At 48.8% G+C, this 23,704-nt stretch carries 9 protein-coding genes; 3 read left to right on the plus strand and 6 right to left on the minus strand.

Going from position 1 to position 23,704, the window contains the following annotated elements; translation table 11 throughout:
* Positions 1–12 precede the first annotated feature (12 nt).
* Complete coding sequence (locus tag J4N42_RS16305; protein WP_252033488.1) at positions 13–1,596, minus strand: EAL domain-containing protein; 1,584 nt, start codon at positions 1,594–1,596, stop codon at positions 13–15.
* Between the two features lie 453 nt (positions 1,597–2,049).
* Between J4N42_RS16305 and J4N42_RS16310 the strand changes: the two genes are divergently transcribed.
* Positions 2,050–17,523, plus strand: coding sequence for a retention module-containing protein (locus tag J4N42_RS16310; RefSeq protein WP_252033489.1), 15,474 nt, complete (start codon positions 2,050–2,052; stop codon positions 17,521–17,523).
* A 91-nt stretch (positions 17,524–17,614) separates the two neighbouring features.
* On the opposite strand, the gene J4N42_RS16315 is transcribed toward J4N42_RS16310, so the two are convergent.
* Genes J4N42_RS16315 through J4N42_RS16330 form a run of 4 tightly spaced genes read right to left on the minus strand, consistent with a single transcriptional unit; the run spans position 17,615 to position 20,123 of the window.
* Positions 17,615–18,064, minus strand: a complete 450-nt coding sequence (locus J4N42_RS16315; protein WP_252033491.1) for a GNAT family N-acetyltransferase — start codon at positions 18,062–18,064, stop codon at positions 17,615–17,617.
* Positions 18,065–18,066: 2 nt separating this feature from the next.
* The gene (locus J4N42_RS16320; RefSeq protein WP_252033493.1) at positions 18,067–18,603 is read right to left on the minus strand and encodes a DUF924 family protein; all 537 of its coding nucleotides are present in this window, start codon (positions 18,601–18,603) and stop codon (positions 18,067–18,069) included.
* Entirely contained in the window at positions 18,593–19,225 is a 633-nt protein-coding gene (gene catB / locus J4N42_RS16325; RefSeq protein ID WP_252033495.1) for a type B chloramphenicol O-acetyltransferase, read from the minus strand. Before catB ends, J4N42_RS16320 begins: the two co-directional genes overlap by 11 nt.
* Before the next feature lie 10 nt (positions 19,226–19,235).
* The gene (locus J4N42_RS16330) at positions 19,236–20,123 is read right to left on the minus strand and encodes a LysR family transcriptional regulator (protein WP_252033497.1); all 888 of its coding nucleotides are present in this window, start codon (positions 20,121–20,123) and stop codon (positions 19,236–19,238) included.
* Positions 20,124–20,222: 99 nt separating this feature from the next.
* Between J4N42_RS16330 and J4N42_RS16335 the strand changes: the two genes are divergently transcribed.
* A complete protein-coding gene (locus J4N42_RS16335; protein ID WP_503035355.1) occupies positions 20,223–21,182 on the plus strand; it encodes a nitrilase family protein in 960 nt (319 codons plus the stop codon).
* Between the two features lie 75 nt (positions 21,183–21,257).
* On the opposite strand, the gene J4N42_RS16340 is transcribed toward J4N42_RS16335, so the two are convergent.
* The gene (locus J4N42_RS16340) at positions 21,258–22,685 is read right to left on the minus strand and encodes an aminotransferase-like domain-containing protein (protein WP_252033499.1); all 1,428 of its coding nucleotides are present in this window, start codon (positions 22,683–22,685) and stop codon (positions 21,258–21,260) included.
* Positions 22,686–22,780: 95 nt separating this feature from the next.
* Between J4N42_RS16340 and J4N42_RS16345 the strand changes: the two genes are divergently transcribed.
* Entirely contained in the window at positions 22,781–23,698 is a 918-nt protein-coding gene (locus tag J4N42_RS16345) for a DMT family transporter (protein ID WP_252033501.1), read from the plus strand.
* Positions 23,699–23,704: the final 6 nt, after the last annotated feature.

The raw sequence follows: 23,704 nt of genomic DNA on the forward strand, positions 1-23,704 counted from the left end.
GCCCAGCTGCTCTTAGTATGGAAATAAGCGCTGCATCGTGTGCTGGCCAAAGTTTATGAACTCTCTTGGCGGTAGGGGGGCTGAATAGTAAAAACCTTGTATGTAGCGCACTCCAAGTTTTCTTAGCTGATCAATCTGAGCTTGTGTTTCTACCCCCTCGGCAATCACCTTCATGTTGAGTTCTTCACCTAAGCCAATCATGGACATCAGTACTGGTGTAATTGAGGAGTCAGAGTGCAGGCTCTTGATGAAAACTTTATCAATCTTCAGCACGTCAAAGTTATGTTGGCGAATAAAGTTGAGCCCTGAGTAGCCAGTCCCAAAATCATCGACGGCAATGCGAAATCCCAGTTGGTTGAGTGTTTTCATCGCTTCAATTGCTTTATCCATTTCAGAGCTCGAATAATCATTGTTTTCTGTAATCTCAAGCAGCAGTAATGGGGTAATCGTTGGGTGTCTCTTCGCATATCTCTGTATGTAATGCATAAACTGGTCGTTGATCACTAACTGGCGGCTGATATTCAGGCTGATATATTGGCCATCTAGAGATTTTCGATTCTGGTAGAGAAACGCGGTTACCGCTTTAAGCATTTTCTTAGTGACTTCATCGATGACGCCAATTCGTTCCGCCAGGGGAATAAAGATATCTGGCGGGATATTTCCTTGTTCAGGGTGCACCCAGCGTATCAATGCTTCTGAGCCCGCGATTCGCTGCTTGTGAATATCCACAATTGGCTGCAAATACAACTCGAACTCTTTATGGTGCAACGCGCTTTTTAGTGAGTGTTCTATGGAATTTCTCGAGATCAGGTAATTGCTGAAAAAGAGATAACCAACAGACAAGAGTGCTGCCATCAGCAGCGTTTTCCATAACTGTTGCTGGTAATGATATTGATAGGAGTCGGCATTCAAATGCAATGTGACGGAAAGTGGGTATAGGTGAGAAGAGAAACTAAATAGCTTATGCGCTGATTCTATAGAGCCGTGCTCGCTTTGAATGGTTTGGTTGAGCACAGAAATCTGATAGCCGTATTCATACTTTTCAAAGGTTGGCGCCACGATTCTCAGAAACTGTTCCGGTGGTAGCAATGCATTGACGCCACTCTTTTTATCGTTTGAGGCAAACACGAAAAAGGTTTGGAGCCGACTTTTAGAGCGTGTAAGAGAAATAGTTATGTGGTTAGGAGACTCGCTAATTCTCTGCAGGATAGAGCTAAACAACGGAATGTCACTAACGCCTTCATTGCTGGTGCAAAAAACACGTCCATCTTTGTAGATTCCGGTTTCTTTCAAGATTGGGGAATAGAATACGTATTTTCGTAATGCCAGTACGTCTGTACGATCGCATCTGTCTGATACCTGCTCCGATAACTGGAGTAAGTCGCTGGCTGTGTTGGTAATGAAGCTTTCCAACTCTGCGATAGCAAGCTTGCCTTGTTGCTGAGCATAGCGGTTTGCACTGTAGAAGTTGAGGACTGTCGATACAAGAAAAACGCCAAACAGGATCAGAGCGATCGGTAGAGCGGAGTTGATGTTGTGTCTTACTAGCAGTTTAAGCCTGTTGTAACTGCCCACTGAACTGGTTGATTGATTCATAGTGAACGTTAGCCATTTTGTTTTTTGTTTGGCTTTAACTATATGTTGCAACGTACGGTTACTTCTCACTTATTGGCTGGGATTCAAACGATAACCATACGATTGTTTTGCTAACTAGTTCTTTTCTCGTTCTTTTTAGGTGAGGTGAAATCCATAACTTATTGTTATTCTTATTATTAGCTAGTCACCCTAGGCGATAACTTGCTTCTTTATCTAAACTTTTGAGTGAATCTTGATTACAAACCCTAGGTTATAATTGATATAGAGATTATTGATGTATTACGGTATGTTCTACATAATATTTTACAAATTATAAGATTTAATAAGTAGTACAAAGGTTTATTGCAGAATATATGCATGTTTTGTATGTGAATCGTGGTCCATTTATTCAAATCAATAAGATAGCTGCCATTGAAGAGTAGTTACGCACATCTCGTTGATTGAGAGGTTGAGATGAGTCTAGAAGTTGTTAGCCAGCGCGCTGTTGTTGAAGAAGTAATTGGGGAAGTCATTGCTGTGAGCCCGAAAGGGAGTGCAAGGATTTTGGCTGAAGGTAATGAAGTCGATAAAAACGATATCATTATCACGATTAATGGTGCATCTGCCGTTGTCATTGCGAATCAACAAGCGTTTCCGGTTGCTGAAAACTGTGTTGCTTGTATTGATGAAAGCGATGCGGAGAACCCTTGGTTGGCGACTGCTGAAGTGTCTGGGGCCATTAATGCGGACCTTGATAATATTGCCAATGCTGAGTTTGGTGAGGAAGATATCGCAGCTATTCAGCAAGCGATTCTAGACGGTGTCGATCCGACGGAAGTACTGGAAGCTACCGCTGCTGGTGGTGGTAATGGTTCGGCGAATGCAGGCTTTGTCACTATTGATTATAACTTTACTGAAGTGCTGGCGAGCACGTTTTTTGAAACCTCAATTCCAGAGAGTGACTCTGAAGATGCCGTCAATGATGACATCAGACCTACGGTGTTTGCTGCTGGTGGTGAAACCCTAAGTGAAACATTAACCGAAGGTTCGCTCTCTCTAAACTCATACCCTCAATCAGTTACCGAAACCGTGACCGTTGTTGCGGGTGATTCTGCTTTAGTAGCGTCAACATTTACCTTCTCGCAAGAGGGGCTAGACGCGCTAATTGAAGAGCTTGACTCTGACATTACGTCGGGGGGGCAAACCGTTTCTTTTGCTTTCGATGAAGCGACTAATGCCATTGTCGGCCAGCTTGCTTCTGGTGACGAAGTTCTACGAATTGAGCTAAACCCTATCAATGCTGGCAAAGACGTTGAACTGGAAGTTGTAACTATAGTCAGCCAACCAATCGATCATGTACCTAGTGTTGGTGATGGCTTGGTTTCTATCGATAATGACCAGATAGCAATTAACCTTGAGGTTTTGGGGCAAGACAGCGGTGGCAACGACATCAAGTCTCCAGTAGCCATTGATGTTGGTATTGTGGATGGCGCTGATGCGACAGCGGCAGAGGTTAGCATCGAAAATGTGGAATCTTCGAGTGAAGCCTTAATAGGTACACTATTTGATATCGGTGCCGATAATTTAGAGTCTGTGACTTTCGACGCAAGTGTTTTAGATCAGTTTAATGGTTTCACTAGTAATGGAGAAGCGACTACAGCGACTCTTTCAGATGATGGTACGACGATCACTCTGGCCCTAACAGGGAGCAGTGACTCGGTTCTAGTGATCAGTATTGATACTCAGGGGCAGTACAACTTTCAGCAATCAGCTCCTCTGGACCACTCTTCAGACGACGATAGCATATCACTTCAACTCCCTGTTACGGCTAATGACTTCGATGGTGATACGACCAATAACGTTATGGACATCAAAATTACCGATGGCTCCATTCCTGTTATTGATAGTATTGATCCTTTGTCGCTGGATGAAGCGGGTCTCGGCGATGGCTCTTCACCGGATAATGACCACATCACAGGCACCGGCACCATCACGACCACCGTAGGCAGTGATGACATTGCCCGCTATGAGCTAGAGCCAAGCGAGTTCAATACCGACGACTCACTGACAGCCCAAGGTGAGCCGGTTCGCTTAGAAGAGTTGCCCGACGGCAGTTACCAAGGTTACATCGAGGTGGGCGGCACGAAAACGCCAGTCTTTAGCATCACGCTCGATACACCCGCTCTTGGCCAATACCAATTCACGCTGTTGGAAGCGCTGGACCATACCGGAGCGAACGACGACAGCCTGACCTTTACGCTGCCGGTTTACGCGGTAGACAGTGACGGCGACCGCTCAACGATTACTGGTGAAACGGACCCAACTGCGGCGGACTTATCGATTACCGTGGCGGACGATGTGCTGTCATTGGTGGATAACGATTTTGCACTGACGGAGCCGACGACGGATGGCGCGGTGGAAGTGACGCACAGCCTGTTTGACCAAGAAGGGGCGGACGGCGCCGTGATAGAGTCGTTCACCTACAACGGCACCAAGTATACGCTCGATGACACCGACGCCACAGAGCAAGACTTTGCGGTCAGTGACGGTACCGTGTACATCACGTTAGACGGTGAATTCCGTTTTGTGCCGGACCGCGATTTAGACCACAGCACCGTCGATCCGATAGAAAGCACCGTGGTCTTCACCGCTGTGGACGGGGATGGTGACACTCAAACGGCGACCATTGACCTGAGCATTGCCGATGGTGAGTTACCTATCATCACTAACGTGACGGGCTTGAGTCTGGATGAAGCGGGCCTCGGCGATGGCTCTTCACCGGATAATGACCACATCACAGGCACCGGCACCATCACAACCACCGTAGGCAGTGATGACATTGCTCGCTATGAGCTAGAGCCAAGCGAGTTCAATACCGATGACTCACTGACGGCCCAAGGTGAGCCGGTTCGCTTAGAAGAGCTGCCCGACGGCAGTTACCAAGGTTACATCGAGGTGGGCGGCACTAAGATGCCAGTCTTTAGCATCACGCTCGATACACCCGCTCTTGGCCAATACCAATTCAAGCTGTTGGAAGCGCTGGACCATACCGGAGCGAACGACGACAGCCTGACCTTTACGCTGCCGGTTTATGCGGTAGACAGTGACGGCGACCGTTCGACCATTACTGGTGAAACAGCCGCAACCGCGGCGGACTTATCGATTACCGTGGCGGACGATGTGCTGTCATTGGTGGATAACGATTTTGCACTGACGGAGCCGACGACGGATGGTGCGGTGGAAGTGACGCACAGCCTGTTTGACCAAGAAGGGGCGGACGGCGCCGTGATAGAGTCGTTCACCTACAACGGCACCAAGTATACGCTCGATGACACCGACGCCACAGAGCAAGACTTTGCGGTCAGTGACGGTACCGTGTACATCACGTTAGACGGTGAATTCCGTTTTGTGCCGGACCGCGATTTAGACCACAGCACCGTCGATCCGATAGAAAGCACCGTGGTCTTCACCGCTGTGGACGGGGATGGTGACACTCAAACCGCGACCATTGACCTGAGCATTGCCGATGGTGAGTTACCTATCATCACTAACGTGACGGGCTTGAGTCTGGATGAAGCAGGCCTCGGCGATGGCTCTTCACCGGATAATGACCACATCACAGGCACCGGCACCATCACAACCACCGTAGGCAGTGATGACATTGCCCGCTATGAGCTGGAGCCAAGCGAGTTCAATACCGATGACTCACTGACAGCCCAAGGTGAGCCGGTTCGCTTAGAAGAGCTGCCCGACGGCAGTTACCAAGGTTACATCGAGGTGGGCGGCACTAAGACGCCAGTCTTTAGCATCACGCTCGATACACCCGCTCTTGGCCAATACCAATTCACGCTGTTGGAAGCGCTGGACCATACCGGAGCGAACGACGACAGCCTGACCTTTACGCTGCCGGTTTACGCGGTAGACAGTGACGGCGACCGTTCGACCATTACTGGTGAAACAGCTGCAACCGCGGCGGACTTATCGATTACCGTGGCGGACGATGTGCTGTCATTGGTGGATAACGATTTTGCACTGACGGAGCCGACGACGGATGGCGCGGTGGAAGTGACGCACAGCCTGTTTGACCAAGAAGGGGCGGACGGCGCCGTGATAGAGTCGTTCACCTACAACGGCACCAAGTATACGCTCGATGACACCGACGCCACAGAGCAAGACTTTGCGGTCAGTGACGGTACCGTGTACATCACGTTAGACGGTGAATTCCGTTTTGTGCCGGACCGCGATTTAGACCACAGCACCGTCGATCCGATAGAAAGCACCGTGGTCTTCACCGCTGTGGACGGGGATGGTGACACTCAAACCGCGACCATTGACCTGAGCATTGCCGATGGTGAGTTACCTATCATCACTAACGTGACGGGCTTGAGTCTGGATGAAGCAGGCCTCGGCGATGGCTCTTCACCGGATAATGACCACATCACAGGCACCGGCACCATCACAACCACCGTAGGCAGTGATGACATTGCCCGCTATGAGCTAGAGCCAAGCGAGTTCAATACCGATGACTCACTGACAGCCCAAGGTGAGCCGGTTCGCTTAGAAGAGCTGCCCGACGGCAGTTACCAAGGTTACATCGAGGTGGGCGGCACTAAGACGCCAGTCTTTAGCATCACGCTCGATACACCCGCTCTTGGCCAATACCAATTCACGCTGTTGGAGGCGCTGGACCATACCGGAGCGAACGACGATAGCCTGACCTTCACGCTGCCGGTTTACGCGGTAGACAGTGACGGCGACCGTTCGACCATTACTGGTGAAACAGCTGCAACCGCGGCGGACTTATCGATTACCGTGGCGGACGATGTGCTGTCATTGGTGGATAACGATTTTGCACTGACGGAGCCGACGACGGATGGCGCGGTGGAAGTGACGCACAGCCTGTTTGACCAAGAAGGGGCGGACGGCGCCGTGATAGAGTCGTTCACCTACAACGGCACCAAGTATACGCTCGATGACACCGACGCCACAGAGCAAGACTTTGCGGTCAGTGACGGTACCGTGTACATCACGTTAGACGGTGAATTCCGTTTTGTGCCGGACCGCGATTTAGACCACAGCACCGTCGATCCGATAGAAAGCACCGTGGTCTTCACCTCTGTGGACGGGGATGGTGACACTCAAACCGCGACCATTGACCTGAGCATTGCCGATGGTGAGTTACCTATCATCACTAACGTGACGGGCTTGAGTCTGGATGAAGCAGGCCTCGGCGATGGCTCTTCACCGGATAATGACCACATCACAGGCACCGGCACCATCACAACCACCGTAGGCAGTGATGACATTGCCCGCTATGAGCTGGAGCCAAGCGAGTTCAATACCGATGACTCACTGACGGCCCAAGGTGAGCCGGTTCGCTTAGAAGAGCTGCCCGACGGCAGTTACCAAGGTTACATCGAGGTGGGCGGCACTAAGACGCCAGTCTTTAGCATCACGCTCGATACACCCGCTCTTGGCCAATACCAATTCACGCTGTTGGAAGCGCTGGACCATACCGGAGCGAACGACGACAGCCTGACCTTTACGCTGCCGGTTTATGCGGTAGACAGTGACGGCGACCGTTCGACCATTACTGGTGAAACAGCCGCAACCGCGGCGGACTTATCGATTACCGTGGCGGACGATGTGCTGTCATTGGTGGATAACGATTTTGCACTGACGGAGCCGACGACGGATGGCGCGGTGGAAGTGACGCACAGCCTGTTTGACCAAGAAGGGGCGGACGGCGCCGTGATAGAGTCGTTCACCTACAACGGCACCAAGTATACGCTCGATGACACCGACGCCACAGAGCAAGACTTTGCGGTCAGTGACGGTACCGTGTACATCACGTTAGACGGTGAGTTCCGTTTTGTGCCGGACCGCGACTTAGACCACAGCACCGTCGATCCGATAGAAAGCACCGTGGTCTTCACCGCTGTGGACGGGGATGGTGACACTCAAACGGCGACCATTGACCTGAGCATTGCCGATGGTGAGTTACCTATCATCACTAACGTGACGGGCTTGAGTCTGGATGAAGCGGGCCTCGGCGATGGCTCTTCACCGGATAATGACCACATCACAGGCACCGGCACCATCACAACCACCGTAGGCAGTGATGACATTGCTCGCTATGAGCTAGAGCCAAGCGAGTTCAATACCGATGACTCACTGACGGCCCAAGGTGAGCCGGTTCGCTTAGAAGAGCTGCCCGACGGCAGTTACCAAGGTTACATCGAGGTGGGCGGCACTAAGACGCCAGTCTTTAGCATCACGCTCGATACACCCGCTCTTGGCCAATACCAATTCACGCTGTTGGAAGCGCTGGACCATACCGGAGCGAACGACGACAGCCTGACCTTTACGCTGCCGGTTTATGCGGTAGACAGTGACGGCGACCGTTCGACCATTACTGGTGAAACAGCCGCAACCGCGGCGGACTTATCGATTACCGTGGCGGACGATGTGCTGTCATTGGTGGATAACGATTTTGCACTGACGGAGCCGACGACGGATGGCGCGGTGGAAGTGACGCACAGCCTGTTTGACCAAGAAGGGGCGGACGGCGCCGTGATAGAGTCGTTCACCTACAACGGCACCAAGTATACGCTCGATGACACCGACGCCACAGAGCAAGACTTTGCGGTCAGTGACGGTACCGTGTACATCACGTTAGACGGTGAATTCCGTTTTGTGCCGGACCGCGATTTAGACCACAGCACCGTCGATCCGATAGAAAGCACCGTGGTCTTCACCGCTGTGGACGGGGATGGTGACACTCAAACGGCGACCATTGACCTGAGCATTGCCGATGGTGAGTTACCTATCATCACTAACGTGACGGGCTTGAGTCTGGATGAAGCGGGCCTCGGCGATGGCTCTTCACCGGATAATGACCACATCACAGGCACCGGCACCATCACAACCACCGTAGGCAGTGATGACATTGCTCGCTATGAGCTAGAGCCAAGCGAGTTCAATACCGATGACTCACTGACGGCCCAAGGTGAGCCGGTTCGCTTAGAAGAGCTGCCCGACGGCAGTTACCAAGGTTACATCGAGGTGGGCGGCACTAAGATGCCAGTCTTTAGCATCACGCTCGATACACCCGCTCTTGGCCAATACCAATTCAAGCTGTTGGAAGCGCTGGACCATACCGGAGCGAACGACGACAGCCTGACCTTTACGCTGCCGGTTTATGCGGTAGACAGTGACGGCGACCGTTCGACCATTACTGGTGAAACAGCCGCAACCGCGGCGGACTTATCGATTACCGTGGCGGACGATGTGCTGTCATTGGTGGATAACGATTTTGCACTGACGGAGCCGACGACGGATGGTGCGGTGGAAGTGACGCACAGCCTGTTTGACCAAGAAGGGGCGGACGGCGCCGTGATAGAGTCGTTCACCTACAACGGCACCAAGTATACGCTCGATGACACCGACGCCACAGAGCAAGACTTTGCGGTCAGTGACGGTACCGTGTACATCACGTTAGACGGTGAATTCCGTTTTGTGCCGGACCGCGATTTAGACCACAGCACCGTCGATCCGATAGAAAGCACCGTGGTCTTCACCGCTGTGGACGGGGATGGTGACACTCAAACCGCGACCATTGACCTGAGCATTGCCGATGGTGAGTTACCTATCATCACTAACGTGACGGGCTTGAGTCTGGATGAAGCAGGCCTCGGCGATGGCTCTTCACCGGATAATGACCACATCACAGGCACCGGCACCATCACAACCACCGTAGGCAGTGATGACATTGCCCGCTATGAGCTGGAGCCAAGCGAGTTCAATACCGATGACTCACTGACAGCCCAAGGTGAGCCGGTTCGCTTAGAAGAGCTGCCCGACGGCAGTTACCAAGGTTACATCGAGGTGGGCGGCACTAAGACGCCAGTCTTTAGCATCACGCTCGATACACCCGCTCTTGGCCAATACCAATTCACGCTGTTGGAAGCGCTGGACCATACCGGAGCGAACGACGACAGCCTGACCTTTACGCTGCCGGTTTACGCGGTAGACAGTGACGGCGACCGTTCGACCATTACTGGTGAAACAGCCGCAACCGCGGCGGACTTATCGATTACCGTGGCGGACGATGTGCTGTCATTGGTGGATAACGATTTTGCACTGACGGAGCCGACGACGGATGGCGCGGTGGAAGTGACGCACAGCCTGTTTGACCAAGAAGGGGCGGACGGCGCCGTGATAGAGTCGTTCACCTACAACGGCACCAAGTATACGCTCGATGACACCGACGCCACAGAGCAAGACTTTGCGGTCAGTGACGGTACCGTGTACATCACGTTAGACGGTGAATTCCGTTTTGTGCCGGACCGCGATTTAGACCACAGCACCGTCGATCCGATAGAAAGCACCGTGGTCTTCACCGCTGTGGACGGGGATGGTGACACTCAAACGGCGACCATTGACCTGAGCATTGCCGATGGTGAGTTACCTATCATCACTAACGTGACGGGCTTGAGTCTGGATGAAGCGGGCCTCGGCGATGGCTCTTCACCGGATAATGACCACATCACAGGCACCGGCACCATCACAACCACCGTAGGCAGTGATGACATTGCTCGCTATGAGCTAGAGCCAAGCGAGTTCAATACCGATGACTCACTGACGGCCCAAGGTGAGCCGGTTCGCTTAGAAGAGCTGCCCGACGGCAGTTACCAAGGTTACATCGAGGTGGGCGGCACTAAGACGCCAGTCTTTAGCATCACGCTCGATACACCCGCTCTTGGCCAATACCAATTCACGCTGTTGGAAGCGCTGGACCATACCGGAGCGAACGACGACAGCCTGACCTTTACGCTGCCGGTTTATGCGGTAGACAGTGACGGCGACCGTTCGACCATTACTGGTGAAACAGCCGCAACCGCGGCGGACTTATCGATTACCGTGGCGGACGACGAACCGACTCTGCATGATAAGACGATTGTTCGCCAAGAAGGACAAGGATGGCGAGCGGTTAATATGTTCGACCAAGACGGTGATCGAGCAGCAGACACGCAAGGAGCTGACGAAGGTAAGCTAACCAAGTTTGAAATTGTTGATGAACCTGGGCGAGACATTCAATTCAAGCAAGGCAACGATCCACTGACCGATGAAATTGAAATTACAGGCAGAGGAGAAACCGTATCGGTTGTTGAAACTATTAACGGTGTAGAAGTTGTTTTGGGGACACTGAATGTTCGTGCCGATGGACGAGTGAGCTTTAAGCCAGCTGAGAGCCTAGAACATACTGATGGTGAAGATATTCCGTTTAGCGTAGACATTACTGCCACAGACAGTGATGGGGATACTTCTACTGAACAACTTGATGTCGTAATCGAAGACAAAAATGCCAAAATCATTCTTTCTAAAGTAGAAGGAACCGAAGATGCTGGTAGAGACGGTTCGATTGCAAGTACTGATGACGCGAATGCTGAGGACAACTTAGGAGGCTTAGACAATGCGCCGATTCAAGTGCAGCTGCAAGCCGATCTGTTTGATATTGATAGTGGAGAGGAAATTGGCAACATCATTATTAAGAATGCCAATAACCACCACGGTACTTTCTATTATCAAGACTCAAGTGGCGACTACCACGCTTTGACTAAGGTTGGAAACACCTATGTGCTAGACGCGAGCCTCGTTGATCAAACCATCAATGGTACAGTTTCGACAATTGATAACCTGTTCTTTGTACCTGACAGAAACTACTCAACAAATGATGGTGGTTTCAAAGTTAATATTGAGATGGAAGTGCTCAATAGTGGTGTCGTTGATCACAGTATTCGCGGTAAATTGGTCATTGATGTAGAGAGCGTAGCGGATATCGCTACTTGGACTGCATCAAGTACGTTCGATTATCAAACGGACGAAGATGGAAGTAACGTTGAGCTGGATATACTTGCAGAAACGCAAGATGACAGCACGCCAGAAACGATTGTTTATCGCTTAGAGTTTACTCTCGGTGGTGATAGCGCTGAACTAGTGTATTCTGATGGTACGCCGATTACAGACACGCCAGCGGGCTCTGGTGTGTATTTGGTTCCCGCTGACCGCATTGGCGATGTCGAAGTCGACCCGAATGATGAGTTTTCCGGTCAGATCAAACTTGAGGTTACTGCAGTAACTTCTGAAACTAACAATATTCACGCAGGAAAAGATACGGCAGAATCAACGACACAAGAGATCGTTATCGATGTCGCACCAGTCGCCGATAAAGGCAGTTTTAGCGTAAGTCGTATCAATATTTTCGAAGACAATGCTGCTGCACAGGATACCGTTGATCCTGAAACCGATCATGACCCACTTCTACTCAGTGAAGTGATTACCATGTCAGCTTCCGTTGATATCGACGGTTCTGAGTCCTTGCATGTTCGCATTTCGAGCTTCTCTGAGGGTGGTGTTTCCGTAATTTGGCTTGGAGACCCTGCTGATAATCCGATTGTTGAAGTTTCGGACGGTGCCGGTGGTGTCGCTTACTATGAAATTCCAGAACAGTACTTGGATCAAGTTGAGGTATTGCCGCCTAAGCACAGTAATGAAGACTTTAACTTCAAAGTCGAAGGTATTGTGAAGGACACTGCTGTCACGACATCAGGGACAGTGATCAATGAAACTTCATTGGGTGAGAAAACAGTTAACGTTGCGGTGAAAGGTGTTGCCGATGTACCAGACGCAATCATTTTTGCAGGGCAGACGTCATGGCATGAGTTTGACGATGGAACAGTTTCGGGTGTTGAAGCTCTAATTCAAGAGAACGGTGAAGCGAACTTAAGTTTCTCGGTAGTGTCCGGTGAACGAGCTGATGCTCCACTTGATGACTCAGAATCTGTAACCGTGCTGCTGTCGAATATTCCTCATGGTGTCGAAGTTTTTGACAGTGATGGTAGCTCAGTGGATCTAACCTTCGTTGGCTACGACACCAATGGTGAGCCTGTCTACGAAGCGAACATTACCGGCATGCATTTTGATTCTGGTATCACTATTCGTCCTGTTGAGTCTTCAACTGAAAACATCCATATCAAAACCACGATTATTGTGACTGAGGATGATGGTCATAGCCGAGCGTTTGAGCGAGAGATCCGTTTGAATGTTGAACCAGTGATTGATGCGAAGGACGGGTATACCGCTACTTCTCAAGGTGATGAAGACACGATTATCAATATTAACTGGGAACCGAAAGGTGGGCAAAACCCAGATAATGACGAATATTATGCGCGATTAGAAATATCTAACTTCCCTGACGGAGCGATCGTATATGTCGATGGTGTTGCACAAGACCTTACCGCTACAGGTGGTGTCTTAATTCTAGAACCAACTGGTGGTCAGAGCGACCAAGACTTTTCGGCGGTGATCTCCCAATCCGGTTACATCCAAGTTGAGCTACCTGAAGACTCAAGTAAAGATTTCACCTTGGATACATTAGTCACGGTTCGTGAAACAGACCATGAATACGTGAATGCTGGGGAGCCAGGTGAGGGCATTGCTTCTAAGGATATTTCTGGAACGGTAGCTGTGACCGTCAACCCAGTGGTTGAGGAAGAGAATACAACCGATCCTGATTCTGCTAAACATGAAAAACTGTTGGTGACAGAATCAGATGGAGCGGTACTCTCTGTTGTTCAAGCGGATAGTGACGGCACCATCAACTTTACCATCAATGATAAGAGCACCGATGAACCAGATGCCAATATCATTAAATATCAAGAGTTTGATGACTCTTCTCAAGAAGTAGTGACTCAGCTTGTTGTCGAGCTTAAGAACCTATCTGAAGATGTTCTCGACCAGTTGTTCATCACTGGCGCAACGAACGAGGGTGGCGGCAAGTGGGTTATTACTGATGAAGAAAACTTCTCAATCAAAGCCCCAGCAGGTTTGGATTTAACGCCAGGGAATCCGAACGACAATAATGGTACGAGCCAAATCGATATGGTGATCTATGCTGAAGTCGTCGATTTGGGCGAAGATGTGGGCAACGAGAAAGACTCAACTGTACTCAGACAAACAGAAGTTACGTTAGAGTTTCCGATTGAAGTTGTCGAGAAAACGTCTACTGCCGCCAATATTGTTTATGACGGCGTGAGCATTGTGGCTGGCGAAGAAGACAATGTGATCGATTTAGGTACACAAACTCAATCGATGTTTTCTATTGTCGGGCATGATGGTGTCGCTGACCAGATTACTGTGGTACTTGATCCGAATTCGCCACAGATCCCGTCAGGTACCTCTATCACAGCAACAGATTACGACTTTGTTGATGGTAAGTATGTTTTCCAAGCAACATTGAATGCAGATGGTTCAGTGAGCGGGATCGGGTCTTTGTTCCTGTCTATGCCGAAAGATTATTCTGGCGATTTTAAGTTGCCGCTTGTGATCATTACCACTGACACGGAATCGGGTGATGAGAATGTGATTCCGGTAGAGCTACCGGTTCAGGTGACTCCAATTGCCGATGTCCCAGACTCCGCGGTCGATCAGCCATTTGACAACAATGTCACTCCTTCTATGTCTGTAAACATCAAAGGAACATTGGGCTTGGATGCGGATCATCAGCCAATAGTTGACGGAAGCGGTAACGTCGATCTTTCCAACGATGTACCGACCAATGACAACATAGGCTATGAAGATGGTCTGATTCAGTTAGATTTCTCTATTGGTTTAGCGGATAAGCTGAATGGCACTGAAGGCGGTCAGGAAGTTGTGTCGGAAGTTACTCTGACTATACCTGATTCAGCGATGGGTGACTTTGTTGACGCTTCTGGCAATGTGTTAGGTGACACAATTACATTCACCCAAGCTGAAATTGCGGCGGGTGCATTGGATGAGGTGCTATTCAAACCGGCAGAAAACTATCCAACAGATAATGGTCAGAACACAGTCACCATTGATATTAGCGGAAAGATTACTGATACAGCAGTCTTCAATGACACCGGTGGCGGTACAGTGACAGACGAGCGTGAATTTGATGGTAGCGTCTCCTTTGAAGTGACACCCGTGGTTGATGACATTACGATCACTGGAATGGATCCAGCGGACCCGTTTGTTGCTGAAGGAGATGAAGATACATGGATTTCATTATCGGATGGTAGCTCTGGGCTAACGGTGAGCTTAAATGATAACGATGGCTCTGAAGAGTTCGTTTCAATGAAGCTTACGGATGTGCCTGAAGACTTTATTCTTCACTCAACGTCGTCGGACTTCACCATTAAGAACAATGGTGGAGGAGAGTGGAGTATTCAGCTAAAAGATCCAAGCCAAACCTCGATTGACCTGAGTGCGATCCAGATTAAACCGCCTAAACACTTTAGCGGCAGCGCGGAGATTGGTATTACTGTCTTTACTCAGGAAGAGTTGCTAGGTGTGCCAACAGAGCACAACAGCACCTTTACCATTGATGTCACGCCAGTGGCGGACGAAGTCGATATCGAGCCAACGACTGATGCTCTCGGGGTTGAAGGTCAAGATGTAGAGATTGATATTAAAGCGTCTGTTGTCGATAAGGCTGACTCGATCGGAGCCGGTGCTAACCACACTGAAAATACGCCAGAGACATTGCGGGTTGAGATTACCGGAGCACCAGACGGTGCGAGCGTTTCTTTGCCATCGGGTGTGACTGGTACGGCTACCTTAGTCGCAGGTGTTTGGATTGTTGAAGTCGATGCTCAAAGCTTAGATAAGATCATCTTTAACTCCGGTGATGCGAACAGCAATAACTGGGATGGCAACTTGCACTTTAAGGTTCAAGCGGTTGATGCTGGAGCGGCTGACTTTGGTCCTGCGCAAGAGTTTGATGTGTCTGTTGATGTCGAAGCTGTCAATGATAGGCCTACATTTGCCAATGTTGTTGACGTGGATACTCAAGAAGATACGCCAGTTGCACTAAATAGCTTCACCATTGGTGATGTAGATAGCGAGTTGGATGACCCAAATGCAGAATACGCTGTGACCTTGACCGTCGACTCAGGCAGCTTACAGTTTGACAGTCAAATTGCCTCGGACTTTGGTTTAACTGTGACCCTAGACCCAGGTACTCAGTCTATTGTGATTTTAGGCACTGTGAGCAATGTGAATGCAGCAATAGCCGATGATTTGATCACATTTACTCCAGCTCCTGACAGCAACGATCTGACGGATGCTGATGGCGTCCAGGTTAACGTTATTGTGGATGACCAAGGCAATGTAGGTAGTGTCGATCCGGGAGATATATCCACATCTAACACTAACAGCGATAGCTTTGTGATCCATGTTTCCGAGGTCAATGATAAGCCGACTACGGCACCAGTAACCCTTAGCGATATCGAAGAAGACAGTACTGCTGGCCTAGTTATTACGAGTGCGCAGCTTTTGTCTAGCGCCAACGACCCTGAATCTCATGCAATGACGGTTAGTAATGTGGCACTTACTGACCCGGCCTCTGGTGTACTAACGGACAACGGTGATGGAACTTGGACATTTAAACCTGCGGAAAACTTTTATGGTGACGTCAACTTTACCTATGACATCACTGATGATGGTACGACAGATGGTGTCAATGACTTCCAAACGATTTCTGGAAGTGCTTCAGCGACGGTATTAGCGGTAAACGATGCCCCTGAAATCGATGGCTCATTAGTGACATCGGGTATTGAGGAAGCGGCAGCCCAGAAAATCACAGGCATTAGTGTGAGCGATGTAGACTACAGCGGTGCTCATGCGAATGCAGACATGACGGTAACGCTTGATACAGACTTTGGTATCTTGAGTGTGGTGCTTCCGCCTTCAAGCGGTGTGACACAAAGCGTAGGTATGTCGGGTGAAGTTATTTTGATCGGCGCCATTGATGACATCAATGCGGTGCTATCAAGTAGCGATCCATCCACAGGTGTGTTTGTCGATGCTAGCCTGATCCCGAACGAAACGATCGAACTCACGGTGAAAGCACAAGATAATGGTGTCTACTTCGAAAATGCTTCTGGCATGGCGTTAGAAGATGAGGAGAAGTTCCAAATAGCGGTTGCGCCTGTAGCAAATCAGCCAACACTGCAAGTTGACCCGAATTTCAACTACATCAAACATATTCACGCAAGCCAAAGTATCAGCATGCAGGGGATCAGTTTGGTTGGCTTGGTCGCGATTCTGACCGATAGCAACGAAGTACTGTCACTTGAATTATCAGGTATTCCAAACGGTGCGGTCTTAAGCAGTAGTGTTGGTAGTGTTGTACAAGATGGCAATGTCTGGACAGTATCGGCTGATGCAATCGACAGTCTTCAATTATCAGGAGCGACGGTGGGTTCTCACACCATCTCTGTTTCAGCGGTATCAACAGAAACGGACGGAAGCTTTGCGACATCATCGCCAATTGAGATAGACCTAGATGTCACTCCAGACAGCTCTGCGATTGATCAATCTTCTGCAAGCGATGATAGCTTCATACTGGGGGATGATACTGGTATAGAACTCAGAGCGGGAGATGGTGACGATCGCATTGAAGGTGGCGATGGCGACGACCAGCTATTTGGTGGTGCTGGAGATGACACTCTTATTGGCGGCGCTGGTAACGATATTCTGATTGGTGGATTAGGCTCCGATATTCTTACTGGTGGTTCTGGGCACGATACATTCAAGTGGACGACCGACTCTGTGGATGAAGGAACAACAGATACCATCACTGATTTCAGTGTGAATGATGGTGATGCTATTGATTTGAGGGACGTAATCACCGACTTGAAAGACACCCCAATGGAAGACTTATTGTCGGCAATTGGCGATAAAATTGAGGCGAAAGTGGTTGATGGTACCGATGATGTCGAACTAGATATCACCACTGATGATAGTGTTCATCAAACGATAATAGTAGAAGATCTAGGCTCTCAAATCGATTTTACAGGGATGGATTCGTCTCAGATCGTGGATTCACTATTACAAAATAATGTCATTCAGCATGACTTGTAATTAGCGAAGAAAAACGCCCAATGGTTTCAATTCATTGGGCGTTTTTAATTCTACTTTTTCTGGTATTGCGGTTGCCTAAGCTTAAGGTTAGTTATTCCTTCTCCTGAAGCTTAGGGTAAATCATATGAACATATTGGCTATCTTGTTCCGTTATAGTGAAGCCGAATCGTTCATATAAACCGCGCACTTTATTTCCCTGCAAATAGCACAATTTACAAGGTTTTTCTGAAAGTGAAACTTGTTCGATTACCTGTTGTAAAATAGCGCTGCCAATTCCATGGTTCTGATATTTAGGAAAAATGAAGAACCTAGAGAAAAACCAGCAATCGCCTTTTTCTTCTAACATAAACGTGCCGATAGAGCAGTCATTATGGGTGATGATGGTTGGCTTGCCGGTATTCCACTCTTGTCGATGCAGCTCGACCTGAAGCTCCTCGTCCCAACCGAATACTGCGGTTATCGCGTCTACTTCAGCCGCGATTTTTACTTCATATGCGAACTGGTAGTCATTGTTGTTTGCGAGACGAGTGCCAAATTGCATGGTTAGAAACTCGAACCTGGCTGGGTTAGGAACTCGACTTCTTCCGGGGTACTTTCTCTTCCTAGTATTTCATTTCGGTGTGGGTAACGGCCAAAGCGATCGATGATCACTTTATGCTTTATCTCAAATTCGTAGTTAGATTCACGGCCTAAAGACTTAAACAATTTCTCGGCTTCAACATGGACTTTTTGTGATTCACTGTGCATGAAGGGCATGTAGAGAAAGCTGCGTTCCACATCGTTAAGCGCTTTATCGTCGCCTACGGAAATAGCTTCTTGGGCCAATGCCAAAGCAAGTGGGTCTTGAGCGAAAGCCTGAGGTGTATTGCGATAAACGTTGCGAGAGAACTGGTCGAGTACGATGATTTCCGCTAGTCGGCCACGCGGTGTTGAACGCCAATCGAATAACTCGGATGCTGACGCTTGTTGTAGAGTCGCTAGGAAGCGCTGTTCTATTTGTTTGTCTACTTGCTCACTGCTGACAAACCAATCTTTTGGCTCAAGCTCTTCAAACCAAAACTTCAATACTTCATCGACCATTGTGTTCACTCCAATATTGATACAGGCCCTTGATGTCAGAAGATGTCATCAATGCCATTGCAGGTTGTAGCATTTCACTATCCCAGTGCCACCATTGCATTTCAAGCAGTAAAGTGATGTCACTTTGGCTAAATCGGTAACGAATATGCTTCGCTGGGTTAGAACCGACTATTGCATAGGGCTCTACATCTTTAGTCACGACAGAGCGGCTAGCGATAACTGCGCCGTCACCAATGGTGACGCCTGGCATGATCATCGCTTCCGATCCAATCCATACATCGTGGCCAATCACAGTGTCCCCAGCTGTTTGGAACCCGTCTTGTGCGCCTGAGAAGGCTGAGTCTTGTTGGTAAAAGAATGGATAGGTCGCTATCCAATCAGTGCGGTGGCCTTGATTTCCAGCCATCATAAACACCGCTCCACTGCCAATTGAGCAGTAGCGACCGATAATCAGCTTGTCGACATCGTCTCTATCTGGAGAGAGGTAGCGTGCACAGTCGTCGAAACTGTGCTGATGGTAGTACCCAGAATAATAGCTGTGGTCTCCGGCAATAATATTTGGATTGGTGATTTGGTCTTTGATCAATTTGCCAGTAAATGGGTTGTCGAAATAGTTACTCATATGATTGTTTTTATTCGTTATTAATTGTTGATTGTAGGTGCTTCAACGCCGTATCGACAAACTTTTCTCTCAATGGGTTTTGTTTGCTCGCGTTATAAAGAATACCGATGTCCCACTGACTGTGTTCTCCTTCGAGCGCGAAAAAACGTACGTTAGGTGGACTGATCGCTTTAGCGCTTTCTGGCACTATGGTGTAGCCCAAGCGAGCGGATACTAAGGCGAGTAAGGTCAAAATATCATCGGACTGCTGCGATGGCTGTAGGGAAACCGACTGGCTTACTAAGTAACTCTGTATTTGATGGTGAAGCCCTAATCCGCGTTCAGCGGAAAGAGCCAAGTAGGGCTGCGTTGCGACTGAAGCGAACGGGGAGTCGATGTCTATCGTATGCTCGTTATGAACGGCTAGTACCAGTCTGTCTGAATAGATTTTCTCTCCTTTTAAAGGATTTTCAGCGGGCAAACGATTAAAGCTGATGTGCATTTCACCAGACAGCAGCGCACTATGCTGATGTTGTGAAGGAGTGTCATTGAGCGTGATGTGCACATTGGGGAAATGCTTTTTAAACAGCGCAATAATTTCAGGAGCAACTGAGTAACTGGAGATTCCAAACCCGATGTTCAGATGGCCGAGGGTTCCATCTACCACTGAATGGGTGAGTTGTGTGAAGTTATCGAATTGCTCGACGACTCGTTGAGCGTCGGGAAGCAGCGTTTCACCTACTAAGGTTAATTGGGCGCCCTGACGACCACGTTCAAACAGCTTAGAGCCAAGTTTATCCTCTAGCCTTTGTATCTTCTTGGTCAGTGCTGATTGAGTAATGAAGAGCTTTTCTGACGCTTCTCGATAGGTATTGGTAGTTGCTAAGGCGATAAACGCTTTCAGTAAATCTATATCCATTCCAATTACTCATTAAATGTGTCATTTATTTCATTATATGGAATGAATTTGCGTCGCTATAGTAGTTTTTGAATCGCCGACAGACTAAGAGGAATCCTGATGTTTAATACCAAGGTTGCATCCGTGCAGTTCAATCACCACGCTGGAGATAAAGCGTATAACCTTACTGTTATTGAGCAGTTTGTGTTGGAAGCCAAACAGCAAGATACCAACATCATCGTCTTCCCCGAAGCTTGTATCTCAGGGTATTGGCACCTTTCTGCCTTGTCGGAGACTGAAATTCGGAAGTTGGCGGAGCCTGTGCCGCAAGGTAATTCGAGCCAAAAACTACTCGAGATGGCTGTCTCATTTGATATCAGTATCGGCGCTGGCCTAGTGGAGCTTGGGGAAGATGGCCAACTTTACAATACTTACGTATTCGCGATGCCAAATGGTGAAGTTAAGAAGCATCGTAAGTTGCATACCTTTGTCAGTCCTCATATGAGTAGTGGCAGTGACTACACTGTGTTCGATACGCCACATGGTTGTAAGGTTGGGATCTTGATTTGTTGGGACAACAACTTAGTCGAAAATGTTCGCATTACCGCGTTAATGGGAGCGGACGTTTTGATAGCTCCCCATCAAACGGGTGGCACTCAATCTCGAAGTCCGAATGCGCTAGGTCGCATTGACCCAGAGTTATGGCATAACCGAGCACAAAATCCTGAATTGATACGCAGTGAAATGCAAGGCCGAAAAGGGCGAGAATGGCTGATGCGTTGGCTGCCTGCGCGCGCGCATGATAACGGTATGTTCTTGGTATTTAGTAATGGTGTCGGTGTCGATATGGATGAAGTTAGAACAGGTAATGCGATGATTTTGAATCCGTATGGAGAGATCATGGTGGAAACGGATTCGGTTGAAGACGTTATGGTTATCGCATCACTCAACGGGCAAGAGCTTGAAATGTGTACTGGCCGACGTTGGATTCGTGGAAGAAAGCCACATTTGTATCAGCCATTAACGACTTCGCAGGGTAACGAGCTGGATCCTCATCAAGCTCGATTCTCAGAAGTATAACGACGTTCAATTCAATCGCCCTCTAAGTGACTTATTTGCTCGTAGAGGGCGCGTTAGGCGACGAGCCTGCGACGTTTAATAGTCGTAAGTGGCTAGGTGCTCGGCGATCAAGTTTGTCAGCTTGTCTATTCCTGAAAGCCAATCTGAGTTGTCTTCAAAGTTGGCAAAATTAAGCCTTATGCAGTGCTTAAATTGGTTGTGAGTCCCAAACAGCATTCCGGGGTAAATACTGATTCTATGCTTTAGGCAACGCTGGTAGAGATCGAAAGTATCAACATGGTTGGGAAGCGTTAACCAACATAGAAAAGAGCCTTGAGGATGAGTGAGGTGGTAGCGGCCTTGTAATACCGAGTGTGTGTTGAGTGATTTAGTCAGGTAGGAAAGAAAGCGTTTACCATTAGCCTGATACGTTCGAGTCATTTTTCTAGTATGAGAGCGGTATTTTCCTGTAGTTAGAAACTCACCAACCGCCGATTGCATTAGGTTCAAGCTGCCCATGTTGTCACAAATTAGGTATTTCTCAATCTGGGCCTGATATTTCCCCGAGAGTATCCACCCGATACGAAGTCTAGAATCCAGCGTTTTAGAAAGCGAATTGACGTAGATAACCCTATCTTTGGTATCGAGCGCTTTCAAGCTAGGCAAGGGTACGTCATAGAACAGCTCTCCAAACACGTCGTCTTCAATGATTGGTATGTCCCCGGAAACGTCGAGCAAGGCTTGCCTACCTTCTAACGACATACGAGATCCGGTCGGATTATTGAAATTGGGTGTGACTAATATGGCTTTCACTGGCCACTTTTGTAGCGTGTCTTTCAGTGATCGAGCATCTATTCCTGTCGTTACACTTCCTTGTACTTCAATCACTTGCAATCCTAGTGATTCCATCAACAGCAAATTGCCAAAGTAACAAGGTGATTCTACGGCAACGATGTCGCCAGGTTGTGTAAGGGCCCGAAGCGCTAAGCTGATCCCTTGTTGAGCGCCATGCGTAACGGCGATATCGCTGGTTTGACAGGGAACGCCTAAGTCTTGGCTGATCTTCAACAGCTGCTTGATGAGTACGTCGTTGCCCGGAGGGATTTGGTAATGGCTGGGCATCTGGCTTTGTAATCTGCTGTGTCGTCCAATTTCGGCATACAAACTTTTTATTGCGGGAGAATCTATGTTTGGGTGGGCAGAACCGGTTGCAAGTTGTTGTTTTTCTTTCGGGTAACTGAGCAATGCTTTGCTGACTGACAACAGGTTAACCTCGGTAGGTTTTGCTATTGGTGAGTGATGTGATGCTTTTTCTTTGACTCGATACCCTGATTTAGGGACGGCGTAAATAACGCCTTGCGCTTCCAGTTCTTGGTAGGCTCGGATCACTGTATTTTTGCTCAATTGAAGCTCTTCACTGAGCTTGCGAATAGAGGGGAGCTTATCGTGGCACTGGAACAAGCCGTCTTGTAGTGCTTGAAGTAGATACGTTTCGACCTGACGATATTTGTTATCTGCACTCATTCTGTACCCACCAAAATAAACCTTTCTGTGTCTTTTTAGAAGAACTGTACCCAGATAAGGTAACAGTATTCGCAGTTAATTTTCTAGAGGCAATCATGCTAATTCGAATGATCCCTTTTGCATTTGTGGTGTTATGGGCATCAGGTTTTGTTGGTGCACGCTACGGGCTTCAGTATGCCGAACCAGCCACCTTACTGCTGATCCGAATGACAGCCAATGTTGCTTTGTTCGCGTTACTGGTGGTGTTTTTACGTCGTCGTATGCCAACGGGGAAAGGGCTGTTTCATAGTGCGGTCGTGGGCATCTTGATACACGGTTTTTATTTAGGTGGCACTTACGTGGCGATTGATTTAGGTATGCCTGCTGGGCTAAGTTCATTATTGGTAGGGACTCAGCCAATTCTAACTGCAGTGGTGCTAGTTTCCTTTGCCAGCACCCGTTTTCGAGTCGCTCAATGGTGGGGGCTAGGGTTAGGTTTTCTAGGCATATGTTTGGTATTGATGGGTAACATCGAGTGGCAATCAGAACAGCATAAAGTATCCGCCGTCGCGTTCTGTGTTCTAGCGCTAGTTGGAATTACGTTTGGTACCTTATATCAAAAGCGTTACTGCCAAAATGTCGATATGGTCGGCGGCGCAATGGTTCAGTATTTTGCAGCCGGTTTAGTGATGTTGCCCTATGCTTTGGCGTTTGAAACGATGGAGGTGACATGGACGTATCAGCTGGTTCTGACCTTGTTCTGGCTAGTGGTGGTGCTGTCTTGTGTCGCGATACTGTTACTGCTTTATATGGTTAAAAACGGTGCGTCTGCGAGCGTTGCGTCGGTGTTTTACCTCGTTCCACCCACAACCGCTATTCAAGCATGGCTAATGTTCGGTGAGTCGTTCGATGCTATCGGGATGGTGGGGTTTGTGATGGCAGCCGCGGGTGTTTACCTAGTGGTGAAAAAGCCAAGTCAATCGCTAGAAGCGGGGGTTAAGCCGTTAGTGAGGGAGACGGTCAAAAGTCAGTAGCACTAA

The organism is Vibrio sp. SCSIO 43135, assembly GCF_023716665.1.
Taxonomy (GTDB): domain Bacteria; phylum Pseudomonadota; class Gammaproteobacteria; order Enterobacterales; family Vibrionaceae; genus Vibrio; species Vibrio paucivorans.

Coding starts and splice junctions, on each gene's coding strand:
- J4N42_RS16305 (WP_252033488.1), bottom strand. CDS start 1,596: ATGAATCAATCAACCAGTTCAGTGGGCAGTTACAACAGGCTTAAACTG.
- J4N42_RS16310 (WP_252033489.1), top strand. CDS start 2,050: ATGAGTCTAGAAGTTGTTAGCCAGCGCGCTGTTGTTGAAGAAGTAATT.
- J4N42_RS16315 (WP_252033491.1), bottom strand. CDS start 18,064: ATGCAATTTGGCACTCGTCTCGCAAACAACAATGACTACCAGTTCGCA.
- J4N42_RS16320 (WP_252033493.1), bottom strand. CDS start 18,603: ATGGTCGATGAAGTATTGAAGTTTTGGTTTGAAGAGCTTGAGCCAAAA.
- catB (WP_252033495.1), bottom strand. CDS start 19,225: ATGAGTAACTATTTCGACAACCCATTTACTGGCAAATTGATCAAAGAC.
- J4N42_RS16330 (WP_252033497.1), bottom strand. CDS start 20,123: ATGGATATAGATTTACTGAAAGCGTTTATCGCCTTAGCAACTACCAAT.
- J4N42_RS16335 (WP_503035355.1), top strand. CDS start 20,223: ATGTTTAATACCAAGGTTGCATCCGTGCAGTTCAATCACCACGCTGGA.
- J4N42_RS16340 (WP_252033499.1), bottom strand. CDS start 22,685: ATGAGTGCAGATAACAAATATCGTCAGGTCGAAACGTATCTACTTCAA.
- J4N42_RS16345 (WP_252033501.1), top strand. CDS start 22,781: ATGCTAATTCGAATGATCCCTTTTGCATTTGTGGTGTTATGGGCATCA.